The 14635-nt window shown below is 34.7% G+C and carries 17 protein-coding genes; 2 read left to right on the top strand and 15 right to left on the bottom strand.

Annotated features, from left to right (window positions below):
* Positions 1-105 precede the first annotated feature (105 nt).
* The 13 genes from pcaF to Q1A73_RS12740 all read right to left on the bottom strand — a co-directional run bounded on the left by pcaF (position 106) and on the right by Q1A73_RS12740 (position 9676).
* Positions 106-1314 carry a 3-oxoadipyl-CoA thiolase gene (pcaF, locus tag Q1A73_RS12800; protein ID WP_299606171.1) on the bottom strand — a complete coding sequence of 403 codons (1209 nt, stop codon included), beginning with the start codon at positions 1312-1314 and terminating at the stop codon, positions 106-108.
* A 6-nt stretch (positions 1315-1320) separates the two neighbouring features.
* Positions 1321-1872: a hypothetical protein gene (locus tag Q1A73_RS12795; protein ID WP_299606169.1), complete on the bottom strand. Its 552-nt coding sequence runs from the start codon at positions 1870-1872 to the stop codon at positions 1321-1323.
* Positions 1873-1907: 35 nt separating this feature from the next.
* Positions 1908-2330: a hotdog fold thioesterase gene (locus tag Q1A73_RS12790; protein WP_299606167.1), complete on the bottom strand. Its 423-nt coding sequence runs from the start codon at positions 2328-2330 to the stop codon at positions 1908-1910.
* A gap of 88 nt (positions 2331-2418) precedes the next feature.
* Positions 2419-2802 carry a four helix bundle protein gene (locus Q1A73_RS12785; protein ID WP_299606165.1) on the bottom strand — a complete coding sequence of 128 codons (384 nt, stop codon included), beginning with the start codon at positions 2800-2802 and terminating at the stop codon, positions 2419-2421.
* A gap of 45 nt (positions 2803-2847) precedes the next feature.
* Entirely contained in the window at positions 2848-4044 is a 1197-nt protein-coding gene (locus Q1A73_RS12780; RefSeq protein ID WP_299606163.1) for a 3-hydroxyacyl-CoA dehydrogenase NAD-binding domain-containing protein, read from the bottom strand.
* Positions 4045-4824 (bottom strand): enoyl-CoA hydratase-related protein, encoded by a 780-nt coding sequence (locus Q1A73_RS12775; RefSeq protein ID WP_299606161.1) that lies wholly within the window; start codon positions 4822-4824, stop codon positions 4045-4047.
* Positions 4825-4881: 57 nt separating this feature from the next.
* The gene (locus Q1A73_RS12770; RefSeq protein ID WP_299606159.1) at positions 4882-5250 is read right to left on the bottom strand and encodes a VOC family protein; all 369 of its coding nucleotides are present in this window, start codon (positions 5248-5250) and stop codon (positions 4882-4884) included.
* Positions 5251-5754 carry a 1,2-phenylacetyl-CoA epoxidase subunit PaaD gene (gene paaD, locus Q1A73_RS12765; RefSeq protein ID WP_299606157.1) on the bottom strand — a complete coding sequence of 168 codons (504 nt, stop codon included), beginning with the start codon at positions 5752-5754 and terminating at the stop codon, positions 5251-5253. It abuts the gene before it with no gap.
* Positions 5755-5818: 64 nt separating this feature from the next.
* On the bottom strand, positions 5819-6574 hold the full coding sequence (gene paaC, locus Q1A73_RS12760; RefSeq protein WP_299606155.1) for a 1,2-phenylacetyl-CoA epoxidase subunit PaaC: 756 nt from the start codon (positions 6572-6574) through the stop codon (positions 5819-5821).
* A gap of 73 nt (positions 6575-6647) precedes the next feature.
* Positions 6648-6932 carry a 1,2-phenylacetyl-CoA epoxidase subunit PaaB gene (paaB, locus tag Q1A73_RS12755; protein WP_299606151.1) on the bottom strand — a complete coding sequence of 95 codons (285 nt, stop codon included), beginning with the start codon at positions 6930-6932 and terminating at the stop codon, positions 6648-6650.
* Positions 6933-6942: 10 nt separating this feature from the next.
* A complete protein-coding gene (gene paaA / locus Q1A73_RS12750; protein WP_299606148.1) occupies positions 6943-7899 on the bottom strand; it encodes a 1,2-phenylacetyl-CoA epoxidase subunit PaaA in 957 nt (318 codons plus the stop codon).
* A gap of 56 nt (positions 7900-7955) precedes the next feature.
* Entirely contained in the window at positions 7956-9029 is a 1074-nt protein-coding gene (gene paaE / locus Q1A73_RS12745; protein ID WP_299606146.1) for a 1,2-phenylacetyl-CoA epoxidase subunit PaaE, read from the bottom strand.
* 77 nt (positions 9030-9106) lie between these two features.
* Entirely contained in the window at positions 9107-9676 is a 570-nt protein-coding gene (locus Q1A73_RS12740) for a TetR/AcrR family transcriptional regulator (protein ID WP_299606144.1), read from the bottom strand.
* A 152-nt stretch (positions 9677-9828) separates the two neighbouring features.
* Between Q1A73_RS12740 and Q1A73_RS12735 the strand changes: the two genes are divergently transcribed.
* Positions 9829-10257 (top strand): META domain-containing protein, encoded by a 429-nt coding sequence (locus Q1A73_RS12735; RefSeq protein WP_299606142.1) that lies wholly within the window; start codon positions 9829-9831, stop codon positions 10255-10257.
* A 16-nt stretch (positions 10258-10273) separates the two neighbouring features.
* On the opposite strand, the gene Q1A73_RS12730 is transcribed toward Q1A73_RS12735, so the two are convergent.
* Positions 10274-11941, bottom strand: coding sequence for a T9SS type A sorting domain-containing protein (locus Q1A73_RS12730; protein ID WP_299606140.1), 1668 nt, complete (start codon positions 11939-11941; stop codon positions 10274-10276).
* A 204-nt stretch (positions 11942-12145) separates the two neighbouring features.
* On the opposite strand from Q1A73_RS12730, the gene Q1A73_RS12725 reads away from it, so the two are divergent.
* Positions 12146-13906, top strand: a complete 1761-nt coding sequence (locus Q1A73_RS12725; protein WP_299606138.1) for an aromatic amino acid hydroxylase — start codon at positions 12146-12148, stop codon at positions 13904-13906.
* A gap of 67 nt (positions 13907-13973) precedes the next feature.
* On the opposite strand, the gene Q1A73_RS12720 is transcribed toward Q1A73_RS12725, so the two are convergent.
* On the bottom strand, positions 13974-14594 hold the full coding sequence (locus Q1A73_RS12720; protein WP_299606136.1) for a hypothetical protein: 621 nt from the start codon (positions 14592-14594) through the stop codon (positions 13974-13976).
* Positions 14595-14635: the final 41 nt, after the last annotated feature.

Here is a 14635-nt window from a genome sequence, read left to right as displayed (position 1 = left end):
AAAAAGTTTAATCTTATATAGATTCCTGCCTCCGCAGGAATGACAATTTTTCTTATATTCTCAAACCTCACAGCGAGCGAAGCGAGTGTACTCAACACTCATCGACTAACTCACTCGTTCAATTACACAGGCATATCCTTGACCAACTCCTACACACATTGTAATAAGAGCAAATCGTTTATTTTGCTCTTGTAATTCGAGTGCTGCGGAATAGGCAATTCTAGTTCCTGTTACTCCAAGAGGGTGACCTATTGCAATAGATCCTCCGTTTGGGTTAATTCTAGGATCATCATCTTTTAATCCCCATTCTCTTATACAAGCCAGTGCTTGTGAAGCGAAAGCCTCATTTAATTCTATAATATCAATATCATCCATCGTAATCCCTGCTTTTTCTAGCGCCTTATTAGATGCTTGTACAGGGCCTATTCCCATAATTCTCGGCTCCACTCCAACTACGGCAGAACTTACTATTCTTGCAATAGGACTCAACCCATATTGCTTTACTGCATCCTCTGAAGCAATAATGGTTGCTGCTGCTCCGTCATTAAGACCTGAAGAGTTACCAGCAGTAACACTACCTTCTTTCTTAAAAGCAGGGCGTAGTTTTGCAAGCACCTCTTTTGTTGTAGTTGGCTTTATAAACTCATCCTCAGAAAACAGGATTGGATCTTTTTTACGTTGTGGAATTTCTACTGTAGTAATCTCTTTTGCTAACCTGCCCGATTCTCTCGCTTTTGTAGCTTTCATCTGGCTCCAATAGGCAAATGCATCCTGATCTTCTCGAGAGATGTTATATTTCTCCACCAAGTTCTCCGCAGTAGTACCCATACCATCAGTACCATACAATTCATGCATTTTTTGATTCACGAATCGCCATCCAAAGCTCGAATCATACATTTTAGAGTCATTACCAAAGGCCGAAGATGGCTTTGCGATTACATAAGGACCACGAGTCATATTTTCTACTCCTCCAGAGATAAAGAGATCTCCATCTCCTGCTTTAATTGCTCTATTGGCATGAATAATTGCTGACAATCCAGAACTACATAAACGATTTACAGTTTCTCCGGGAACGGTAAAAGGTAGCCCTGCCAACAAAGAACACATTCTTGCGACGTTTCTATTATCCTCTCCAGCTTGATTAGCACATCCCATAATTACATCGTCATAGGCTTCTTTTGGGATATTAGGATTGTTTTCTACTAGTTTTTGAATAACCAAAGCACCTAAATCATCCGTACGAACAGCTGATAACGTTCCTTTGTAATTACCAATCGGAGTTCGTACTCCATCTATAATATATGCTTCTTTCATTGTTTTTTATTCTTTCAATTTTGCTGATAGTACTGATTTTTCTATTAGCGGTAAATATTTGGATTCTTCCTCTTTCATAAAGTAGGAAGAAATCATGATCGTTTTGTTCTCTCCTGCATCAAAAGCATGCATGATCATCATCATTTCTCCTCCAGCATCATCCAACGTTTTTGACTTTTGGACTAAAACAGTTCTCCCGCCTAATTCCACTTCTTCTATTCCTAAAGAAGTAACTCCATTTTGATCTTCGGGTTCTTCCATCATTCTCTTTTTAAACGCTTCATAGGGTTGTGGCGCTAACATTTTCATGATACCTGCCGACATATCTTCATTTGCTCTATTCGTTCCATTATCAATTACGAAAACGGATTCATCAACTTCCATATCAATTTGATCATTAAACAACCCTCCCAAAGCACTTTCTACCTCTTCGGATCTTTGTTCTGAAGTTTCAGTGGTAACTGGTTCTGTTCCTTCTAGCGTTTCTTTTTCAGACTTTGTTTCTTTCCCGCAGGAAAAAAATAATAACAGGACTGCTGTTGTTAATAATACTCTCATTTGTTTGTGTTAATAATAAATAGTTAGTTAAAAAGCTATTCCCAATCTTTATTTGTTCTGTAAACGACTCCTTTAAAAAGCGCTACAATTTGTTCTCCTCTTTTTACCTCTACGATATTAAACCCAACTTTTGTTTTTGCTATATCGGTAACGGCTTCTGCAGTTAGGTAATCTCCTTCTTCTAAGGCTTCGATATGATTGATAGATGTTTCTATAGAGACAGCGTACTTACCATGAGTATTGGCGGAAAAACCGAAAGCTGTATCTGCTAAACTATAGGATATGCCTCCGTGGGCTTTACCCATACTATTCAACATTTCTTTTCTAACCGTCATTCCTACTTTACATCTACCTTTTTCTACTTCTAAAACTTCGATACCTAACCATTGACTAAACGGATCAATGCTCAGCATTTTAATAGGTATTAGGTTTGAGGAAAGAGGTTTTAGATTTTTCATCTGTTTATATTATATTTTTTCTTCAATTGTCAGATCGAATTCGCCATTAATCATTTCGATGGGTATCACCCAATTATTATGGCTCATTTCATATTTTATTTTTAATTCTGGTTGAAATTCTATTTCTCAAAGTGGTAATCATTTTTGAAAGTTCAGTAATCATTCTTCTATTTTCTTCATCTTCTTCGAATGTAATGTAGGTTCTCATTCTTGCTTTAGAACTACAAGCAACACATTCATGCGCACTATGCCAAGCAATACCTAAATGGTTATGAAACTGAGCATCACTTCCTGAGGCACCTTCAGCTATATTTAGACCTATAGAATCAGCTGCACGTTTAAATTGAGAAGTCAATTCAAATCGCTCTTCCTTTGGAAATTTCTTAGTCAAAGAATTAACAACTTCTCCAAATTCCATTGCTTTGTTATAGACCGTTAAATTCTCAAACTTAAAATTATATTTAGACTCCATATTTTCTATTGATAATCCTATAACCTAATACCTCACCATTCATACCTATGAGAAAAACCGTTTATTTTCTTTCAACATTTTTCGTAATATTGGACTACATCTATATCGATCTTCATGATATTCGTTATAGAGCTTATCTAGTTTATTTACACACCAGTCTATACCTTTTTGATCTGCCCATGCCAATAAACCTTTAGGATAATTTACTCCTTTGGTCATAGCATTATCTATATCTTCTGCTGAAGCAACATTCCAAAACAATGCATCTGCAGCTTCATTAATTAACATCACCAATACTCGGTTGAAAATATATTGTGGAAGTTCTTCTTTGGATAATTTCTCGACTTTACTTGAGCTTTTAGGACTTACTACATTTTGTGAATCTATCTTCCCTTCGTTATTATAATTGTAGTATCCTTTTCCCGATTTTCTACCCAAATATCCTGCTTCGGACAGTCTTTTTTGTGTAAAAGATGGTTTGTATCTCGGATCATAATAAAAAGCCGTAAACACGGTTTCGGTTACTTTATAATTGACATCATTACCAATAAAATCCATCAATTCGAAGGGGCCCATTCTGAAACCTCCTAACTCTTTTAAACTTTTATCAATGGTACTGACATCTGCTAAACCCTCTTCAAAAATTCGCAGTGACTCACCGTAAAAGGGTCTAGCTACTCGATTCACTATAAATCCAGGAGTATCTTTTGCTAATGCAACTACCTTTTTCCAGTCAGAAATAGTTTCTACAACTTTTTGAGTAACACCTCCTGAAGTCTGTACTGCTGGAATAACTTCGACCAGCTTCATTAATGGTGCCGGATTAAAAAAGTGAATTCCTATACATCTTTCTGGCTTTTGTAATGAAGCGGCAATAGATGCAATTGATAAAGAAGATGTATTCGAAGCAATAATGGTGTTTTCTGAAACATATGATTCTAGTTCAGAAAACACCTTTTGTTTAATATCTAAGTCCTCTACAATAGCTTCGATTACCAAATCGGTATTATCTAAGCTTTTTAAGGAATCAACATACTGAATATTACCTTGAATACGATCTTTATCAGCTTCGTTTATTCTTCCCTTTACTACAAGACGTGATAATATTTTTTCTAAAGCGAGTTTACTTTTCTCCAGTGCTTCTTTTCTAGTATCAAATACTTTTACAGTATTACCAGCTGTGGCTGCCACTTGTGCAATACCGCTACCCATTGTTCCTGATCCTATAATACCTACTATCATTTACTTTCCTTTAAAAACAGGTTTTCTTTTTTCTATAAAGGCATTAACACCTTCCGAATAATCTTCGGTCTCAGCAGCTTCTATTTGAAGATCTGACTCTAATGAGAGTTGTTGATCTAAATTATTAACCATAGATTGATTAAGCAATCTTTTTGTCAACCCTAAAGCTTTTGTTGGCATCATTGCCAACTTATTTGCTATTTTCCCAACTTCTTCCATAAAGCTTTCTATCGGAACTGCTTTGTAAACCATACGTAAGGATTCTGCTTCGTTAGCTGAAACCTTATCTCCCAGCATCATTAATGCTGACGCTTTTTGAAAACCAATAAGTCTTGGTAAAAAGAATGTTCCAGCGCTATCTGGGATCAACCCTATTTTACTAAATGCCTGAATAAAACTTGATGCCTCTGACGCAATAACAATATCACAAGCTAAAGCAATATTTGCTCCCGCTCCCGCAGCAACTCCATTGACTCCAGCTATGATAGGCTTTTCAATTTTTCGGATACGTTGTACAATAGGATTGTAATGTTCTTCTAGGATTTTTCTAAAACCAGGATTTAGTTCTGGAGATGTAACTTCATTTAAATCTTGTCCTGCACAAAATGCTTTTCCATTACCAGTTAACACAATAGCTCTTACCTCCTTATTACTTTCACAATCATCTAGTGTACTTTGAAGTGAAAGTGCCATTTCTCTATTAAAACTATTAAATGTTTCTGGACGGTTTAAGGTAATCCAGGCAACTCCGTTTTCTATTTTTATTTGTATTGAGCTCATAAACTATGTATCCTAATTTTTTTCAAGAAGAAAAATTTTTAAGGATTATTTTTTTGATTATTGTGTTTCTATTTTAAAGTATGGGTTATAAATAATTCCGATAACATTATCCCAAGGACATTTCACTGTTGCCACCATGAGTTCTCCTCCTACATTAGTTGGTTTTTCATGAGATATAGCTCCTAAATCAATAAGTCTTTGAAATTCTTTTTCAACATCACTAACTCCCCAATAGGATAGCACATTTTCAGTTTTTTTTGCAGGAGTTTCTTCTTCTGGTTGTAGACCTAATTCAAATCCACCAACATTAAACCCCACATAGTAAGGTTCATCAAAATAAGGTGCTACTTCAAAAGCCTTTGTATACCATTTTTTGGCTTTTTCAAGATCACTTACTTTGTATATGGTAGTTCTAAGTCCTAACATTCATTTTAAGCATTTAAAATAATCAAAAGGTTCTAGACAGTCTTCGCATTGAAACAATGCTTTGCAGGCCGTAGAACCAAATTGACTGATCATTTTCGTATTTGTAGAACCACAATTGGTACATTTCACAATCCTCTTTCCTTCTAATAAAACAGCCTTATCAGCTTCTTCTCCTAGTGGAGCTGCTACACCATACTCCTCTAATGCTTTCCTTCCGTTTGGAGTTATCCAATCGGTAGTCCAAGCTGGCGAAAGTACTAATTGCACCTTGGCTGTAATATTTTCTTTAGCAAATGCGCTTACAATATCATCACCAATAACATCCATCGCTGGACATCCACTATATGTTGGAGTAATCTTAATTTGGGCTACATTGTCCTTCATTATTGCGGAACGAACTACACCCATATCTAAAATTCCTAATACGGGAATTTCGGGATCGTGAACTTTTTCCAGAATTGGAATTAGTTTTGGATCGATATGAGGTTGCAATTCTATAGTCAATGTATACTTGTTTTATATTAAAGATGAGAATCTAATGGTTTTCTTTCGCACTTAAAAACATTTCTTACCACTTCATGTTAGGGTAAGTTCTCTGCATATATTGCAAATCGGATAACAAATACCCCATATGCTCACTATGAATTCCTTGCTTGCCTCCTTTTTGAAAATATTTTATTTCAGGAACTGCTAAGGTTGCTTCTTCGAGAACTTCTTTTACAATCCTATAATAATCTTCTCTTAGTTGTTTCACATCTATTCCTACTCCTTCATCAGCAATTATCATATCATTCTCTGTCATATGGAATAATTCGTCTGTGAATCTCCATAAATCATTAATCGCTTCTTGAACTTTTTGATGACTTTCTTCTGTTCCATCACCCAATCTTTTTATCCAATCAGAGGAAAATCTTCTATGATAGCTTACTTCCTTGATCCCTTTTTTAGCAATTGCTGCTAAGGTTTCATCTTCGCTTCTTTGCAATTCCTGAAGTAGTAAAAGGTGAAAAACATCGAATAGAAATTGTCTTGCGATTACATATCCAAAATGTCTATTAGGTTGTTCCACTAACAGTACATTTTTATATTGTCTTTCTGTTCTTAGAAAAGCTATATCATCTTCCGTTTTTCCTTCACCTACTAGACTGGCTACATATTGATAATAACTGCGTGTTTGACCTAAAAGATCAAGAGCCATATTAGTACCTGCAATATCAGTTTCTAAACTAGGACCATGACCGCATAGTTCTGATAAGCGTTGTCCTAAGATCAAGGCATTATCAGCTATACCATATATATATTGAACTAAATTTTCGTTTTTCATGATACTGTCCCGCCAAAGCGGGTATCTTTTAATTAACTTTTAGTTTACCTAAAAACTTCCTTTTTTAGAAGAATTACATATGCTTTACCTCATCAGGTAGATCATAAAACGTTGGGTGTCTGTATATTTTATCCTGCGCGGGTTCAAAAAGTTCTCCATTATTATCGGGATTTGAAGCTGTAATATTCTTTGACTCCACAACCCATATACTAACTCCTTCACTTCTCCTGGTGTATACATCTCTGGCATTTTCTAAAGCCATTTCTGCATCTGCAGCGTGTAGGCTTCCAAAATGTCTATGTTCTAAGCCATTTTTACTTCTAACAAATACTTCCCAAAGTGGCCAATTATTTTTCATTTCTTATATTTTAGATTGCTTCTCTCAGCTTTTTATCTTCTTGCTTCTTTGCATAGGCCATAGCTGCATCTCTTACCCATTCTCCTTTTTCCCAAGCATTTACTCTAGCACTCATACGCTCTTTATTACAAGGACCATGTCCTTTAACAACTTGCCAAAATTCTTCCCAATCAATTTCTCCAAAATCATAATGGCCAGTTTCTTCGTTCCATTTTAGATCAGGGTCTGGCACCGTAAGTCCAATTAAATCAGCTTGCGGCACTGTTTGATCAATAAACTGCTGACGTAATTCGTCGTTCGTTTTACGTTTTAGCTTCCATTTCATAGATTGTGCTGTATGCACTGACTCGGCATCTGTAGGACCTAACATCATCAAAGATGGCCACCACCAGCGATTTAAAGCGTCCTGTGCCATTTCTTTCTGTTCTGGAGTTCCATTAGCTAAAGTCATCATAATTTCAAAACCTTGTCTCTGGTGGAAACTTTCTTCTTTACATACTCTGATCATAGCTCTTGCATACGGACCGTAAGAAGTACTGCATAATGGTACCTGATTAATAATAGCCGCACCATCTACTAACCAACCAATAGCTCCAATATCTGCCCAAGTTATTGTTGGATAGTTGAAGATACTCGAATATTTAGCTTTTCCTGTATGTAATTGATCATATAATTCGTCTCTAGAAATACCTAGGGTTTCACAAGCACTATATAAGTATAGCCCATGTCCTGCCTCATCTTGTACTTTTGCTAGTAATGCTACTTTTCGTCTTAGAGAAGGTGCTCTTGTAATCCAATTACCTTCTGGTAACATTCCTACGATCTCAGAATGTGCATGCTGAGATATCTGACGAATATGAGTCTTTCTATATTTTTCCGGCATCCAATCCTTTGGCTCAATCTTTTCATCTCTGGCAATCTTTTGTTCAAAGATTTCTTCTAGATTTTTTATTTCTTTTTCACTCATAACAATAGTTTTTATTATGACTCAAATCCTAGCAACGAAGCGAGTCATTAAGAATGTTAAACATCAAAATCTACTACCACTTTTTCGGCAGTAGGAACAGCTTGACAAGAAAGCACTAAACCTTTGGCTACCTCATCTTCTTCGAGAGCATAATTAATTTTCATTTCCACACTTCCTTCTACAACCTTACATTTACAGGTACTACAAACACCTCCTTTACAAGCAAAAGGAAGATCTGCTCCCGCAGCAAGTGCTCCATCTAGTATATTATCGTAATCATCATCCATGGCAAAGTGAAATTCTTTTCCTCCATCGATAATCGTTATTTCGGTTCCATCAACTTTTTTATCAAGTACCTCAGCTATCTTTTTCTGATTCTCTTCAGAACCTCCAGTAAAAAACAGCTCATAATGAATTTTTTCTTTAGACATTCCTGCCTTTACCAGCTCGTCTCTTATTAGAAATATCATTTCTTCAGGACCACAAATAAAGCAGTCATCTATGTTATTTACATCAAAAACTTTTGTAGTTAAATCCTCTAACTTTTCAGAAGTAAATCTTCCATTTAACAATGGAATATCTCTATGCTCTTTAGTTAGGAAATAAAATATCTCTAATCGACCAAAATATTTATTTCGTAAGGCTTCTATCTCTTCTTTAAAGATAATGGATTTCGCATTTCTGTTCAAATAAAACAGCTTAAACGTACAATCAGGTTCTAGCGCGAGATGTGTTTTAATAATAGAAAGTATAGGAGTTATTCCACTTCCTGCAGCAAAAACAATATAATTTTTGGCACTATTATGATCTACTGGAGTAAAAAAACTACCTGTAGGAGGTAGCACTTCTAATTCATCACCAGCTTTTAGAACGTCACAAGCGTAATTAGAAAAAACACCTCCCGTTATTCTTTTAACCGCTACCTTCCAAACATCTTCAACAGGGCTAGAACATAAGGAATAACTACGTCTTATTTCTTCTCCATCAATGTTAGTTTTTAGCGTAAGATATTGTCCTTGTGTGAAAGCAAAGACGTTTTTTAACTTTTGAGGAATCTCGAAAGTAATAGAGGTACAATCTTTTGTTTCTTCCTGAACCTCAGCTATTTTAACTGTGTAAAAATCACTCATACATGCTACACTATAACGTTATAGTATAACAAAACTAACAATTGTTAGTTTTATACACAACTAATTAATTGTTAATTTTAAACCAAGCCTTTTAACAGTACCGAAATCATATCTTTTTTTAGAATATCTGCTTCTATATTCTTCTGCTTAGGATACCATAAATAAAGTGTTCTAAGAGTAGATAAAGTTGAAAATACTATGATCTCTATATTATTAGGTTTTATTTCATTTGTATTTACCCCTGAAATCACAATCTGTCTAAAATTCTCCTCATAATCATTTCTCATTTTTTCAAAATATAGGAGATTATCTTCTTCCAGATGCATCCAATCATTATTTAGCGAAGCCAATCCATCCGAATTACGCAAAGTAACATCTATATGAAGACTTATTATGTTTTCTAATTTTTGAATAGCACTATGATCCGAATTTACAATTTGATTCATTCCGGTAGTAAACTCTTCAGCCAGTTCTATTATAATCGTGGATAAGATCTCTTGCTTAGACTGGATATGATTATATAGGCTAGCAGCTTTGATTCCCATAGCAGTGGCTAAATCTCTCATAGTAACTGCACTATAACCTTTCTCTTTAAAAAGAATTGCCGCAGCATTTACAATTTCTTGCTTTCTACTCTCTTGTTTCATTGGCGCAGGGGTTTTACGACTGTTAATCAAACATTACAAAAAACTTATTCCATGTTTTGATTACAGATTAAACACTAAAAATATAATAAATTTGTTATATTAGAAATTATACGACATCCTTTACTCCGTTTTTTGATAAAAATCGAAAACCTATGAAATATTATACTTTATTGTTTACTTTTTTTCTATTACTAACTAACTGTAATAGCGTAAATGCTGTAAATTCTAACAATAAAGAAGCCCAAGATACATCCAAACTTAATGGTACTTACATGGTTACCAATCTCTACGGAAAGGACGTTTCTGAGTATAAACTAACTATGATTTTTGATACTTCTAAAAACAGTATTTCTGGTTTTTCGGGATGTAATTCTTACACTTGTGATTATATAGCAGACAAAAACTCTTTGAATACTGGTTTCCCAATAGGTACTAAAATCTATTGCGAAGAAACATCTAATGTAGAGAAAGAGTTTTTTAAAGTGTTCGCAGAAGAGAAATACAAAAACTTAGAAGGCAATACACTTAATTTAACGAACCACAAGGGCATAACTATCCTTTCTGCTAAGAAAAAACTTTAAGGAAAATATCCTTTTCTTATTCTACTATAATCTTTTTAGTAAAATCACCTCCTTCGGAAAGGTTTTCCATGTATACAAAATACATTCCTGAAGCTATCGATGATAAGTCTATGGTTCTTTCATTAGTAATTTGTCCTCTAGCAACTACCTGACCAAAAATATCAAATACTAGATAATCAAAAGTGCTTTCTTCTTCAGAAATTGTAATCATTCCTTCCGTAGGATTTGGATAAAGAACAATCTCTGTTGACGGTTCTCCACCTTCTCCAGGATCAGGATCATTTCCTTGTGACAGTGCATTAAGAGCTGTTTGACCCGTATTTGTTGGATCTAACCAATTAGATAATCTGGTAGCATCTGTAGTTCCGAAATCCCAAGAAATACTAAATCGTCCATAAAAATCAGGTGCTCCATTATCATCTGTTCCAGAACAAGCGGCTCCTCCTCCTGCTAATTGCCCTACTATTCTACCTTGTGGATCAAAAATCGCAGAACCCGAAGAACCTCCTTCTGTTACCCCTAAATCCCAATCATCTACTCTCCAAGTATCTACGGGATCTGGTATCCCTCCAATATTTACATTATCAGCTATTGTTGGACTTATATCTTCTCGACATACTTTCATAATATCACCATCTGGATGATGAATTCCGACCACAAAGTCAGGAGTATTTCCTGTACGATCCCATCCTGCCCATTCGATATCCCAATCTTGATCCAATCCGCCAGTAATCTCTACTAATTGCACATCAGATTCTGGATTTACCGCTAGTGGTGTTGCACCACTTGTAGTTTGAAAATAATTAGAAGAACCATTATCTACACTATCCTCTGTGGTTGCGCAAACAGCATTTGTACTTATCCAATTAAATCGAAACGCCCAATTAGCATTAGCAGTACCACAATGATTCGCTGTAAGAAAATATGGTGCTCCATCTCTACTAGTGTTATTAATCAAGGTACCTGTACAAAATCCATTTGTTCCCACCAGAATAATACCCACAGCTTTTTTTACAATATCTTTAATACTATCAAAATCAGATCCTACAGGGCAATTTACATCTTGATTACAATCCCCAGAAGTGTTCAATCCCTTTTGAAACGCCTGGAAGTTACTCTTACTTCTGTAGCCATGAACTACAGAACCGATATTTAATTTTCCTAAACCTCTAACAGGTTTTGGCTCATAATATTCTATTATTATATTATCACCATCGGCAAGCCAGGTTCCTATTGTTTCATCTGGATTATTCATTTTATCTGTGTAGGCTCCTAGGTGAAATGATTTATCCTCGTTATATAAAAAAACTTTTCCTCCTTCGGGAAGTCTGAACGAATTAAACACAAAATTTAAGGTGTTTGCACCTTCCGATATGATTCGTATCCTCCATATTCTATCTCCATTTGGCAATTCTGTCCATACTCCTGCATTTGCAATCCCAAGATCTACTTTAAACTCATGACCGAATCGATATACCTTAGACTTATCCTGATCATTTATAGCGTCTTCTCTCTTTAATGCCTCTAGATCTATAGAAGCCATCTTTACAGAAGGTATCTCTATATTATCTAATGTTTTGCTAAATTGTACTTCTGAACTTTTAGGAAGTTCATTAGTTACCTGACCAAATACCACTACGGTAAAAAGTAATGAAACGCTAACACATATAAATTTTCTTATCATTGTATATAATCTTAATAAGATTGACAATCTTTTTCTTATAACGGACAAAGCGAACAAAAATTAAACTACTATCTATAATTATAACATAATATTAGAATAAAACCCTACTGTTCGTTAACAAAATTAGTTAATTAATTCTAATCTTAGTTTTAAAACTAGTACTTTTCGGAATCCAAAAATTAGCACACAAAATTTGATTTATACATGTCATCACCAATAGAATCTAATCCTTTACTTGATAGACTACCACCTCATCTTAAACAGTTCATCAAACCGCAAAATTATGATGAATACACACCTATAGATCAGGCTGTTTGGAGGTATGTAATGCGTAAAAACATTGCTACATTAAGCAAAGTAGCTCATAAATCATATTTAAAAGGGTTAGAAAAGACTGGAATTTCTATTGATGAAATTCCCAGTATGTATGGTATGAATAGAATTCTTAAAGAAATTGGATGGGCAGCTGTAGCTGTAGATGGGTTTATTCCTCCAAATGCTTTTATGGAATTTCAGGCGTACAACATATTAGTTATTGCTTCTGACATTCGACAACTTGAAAATATAGAATATACACCTGCTCCTGATATTATTCATGAAGCAGCAGGACATGCTCCTATCATCGCTAATCCGGATTATGCAGAATACCTCCGTCGTTTTGGAAAAATTGGCTGTAAAGCGATTTCTTCAAAGAGAGACTACGATATGTATGACGCTGTAAGAACGCTTTCCATACTAAAAGAATCTCCTGATACAGATCCTAGAGAGATTGAAAATGCGGAAAAAAGGGTAAACGAACTACAAAACCAAAAATCAGAACCTTCTGAAATGGCACTGATAAGAAATCTGCATTGGTGGACGGTTGAGTATGGTTTAATAGGAACAGTGGAAGATCCTAAAATTTATGGTGCAGGATTACTCTCATCTATTGGAGAAAGTGAGTGGTGTATGACTGATAATGTAACAAAACTTTCTTATCATCCAGATGCTGCGTTTCAAGATTTTGACATTACGAAACCTCAACCTCAGCTTTTTGTAACTCCTGATTTTGCTTATCTATGTCAGGTATTAGAAGAGTTTGCTGATACAATGGCCTTACGAAAAGGAGGTCATCGAGGACTTGCAAAACTAATAGAATCTCAAAACTTAGGGACTATAGAGTTGAGTACTGGTCTACAAGTCTCTGGTGTTTTTACTAGAATGATCAAGAATGAAGACAATGAAGTTATTTATTTTGAAACCGAAGGTCCTACTGCTCTTTCTTTTAGAGAAAAAGAATTAATTGGACAAGGAATTGATGCACACCCAAATGGATTTAGATCCCCATTAGGAAAACTAAAAGGAATTAATCTAGCGATAGAAAACATGTCTCCAAGAGATTTAAAAGCTTATAACTTTTATGATGGAGAACATATTGAATTTGAGTTTGAAAGTGGTATTACGGTAGCTGGAATCAACGTTACTGGAATGCGTAATATCAAAGGAGAACTTATCCTTATTCAGTTTAAAGAATGTACTATCAAATATAAAGATGAGTTCTTATTCAGACCTGAATGGGGAACTTTTGACCTAGCTGTAGGGAAAGAAATTGTTTCTGCTTTTTCGGGTCCTGCAGATGATTATTCTTTTGATATGATTACTCATAATCCCAATATGAATACCATAAAAAGGTCATATACCGATCAGGAAAAAGAATTACACGCTCTATATCAGGCTGTAAAAAATGTTAGAAATGGTGAAAACACAAAATTTTCTCTGGAAGCGGTTTTTGCGATTATAAAAAAAGATCATTCTGAAGATTGGTTATTACCTATTGAGATATATGAGCTTATTCATGATCGAGACCCTAATTTTGCGGATCATATTTTAAAACATCTAGATCATATTAAAACAGCAAAGCCTTCTATCGCTCATTTAATCGATAGTGGTATTGAAATTATTACAAAAAAAGCTTTAATCAGCTAGTTAAAATCATACACATATATCAGACCAAAGCATCATAAACCTTGGTCTGATTATTTATCTTCTTCGGTTATTTTATTCGAAACCCTACTCCTATATGATGGGTTACATTAGATAATCTACTAAAATTAGATCTATAGCTTATGAACCAGTCTCCTTTCCTGTTATATTGAAGTCCCAAACTAATATTATTAAACTGTCTTTGATTACCACCTACTTCTCCAAAAGCATACAAACCACTTCGATAAGCCTTCGGGTGCTCTATAGTATTTGTTATTTTAATTTCTCTAGGGACTTTTAATTTATAAGAAAAACTACTGGAAAGTAATTCTCCCTTTAACAAATTGTAACTATAAATCTCTAGATCATCCTTAAATAAAGTATCCCGGTATTCTCTAGCTTCCTCAAAAAGAACTTGTTCTTCTTTTGTTAAAGCTTCTTTTTCCTTAACATTTAGATTAATTTTTGTAGATGCTACCTTTTTAGGAATATACACTGTTTTATATTTCTCGGTTTGTAAATAAAATGTGTCTATTTTAACCTGATAAACAGTATCTGTCATAACAGTAACTTTAGTACTTTCTGATTGTATATTTTGATCAGAAGAACATTGTTTTTGAGCCAAAATATATACAGACAAGACTAAAATAATAATCAACAGCACTTTATTGCTCGACATTTTATACCACATTCGAATATATTTTAAATTAGAAAGGTATACCAGATTGAAGT

Origin of the sequence: uncultured Aquimarina sp., assembly GCF_947492115.1 — a bacterium.
In the GTDB taxonomy this organism is placed as follows: Bacteria; Bacteroidota; Bacteroidia; order Flavobacteriales; family Flavobacteriaceae; genus Aquimarina.
Note: the sequence above shows the minus strand (reverse complement) of the source record. Positions and strands in the feature narration are given on the sequence as shown.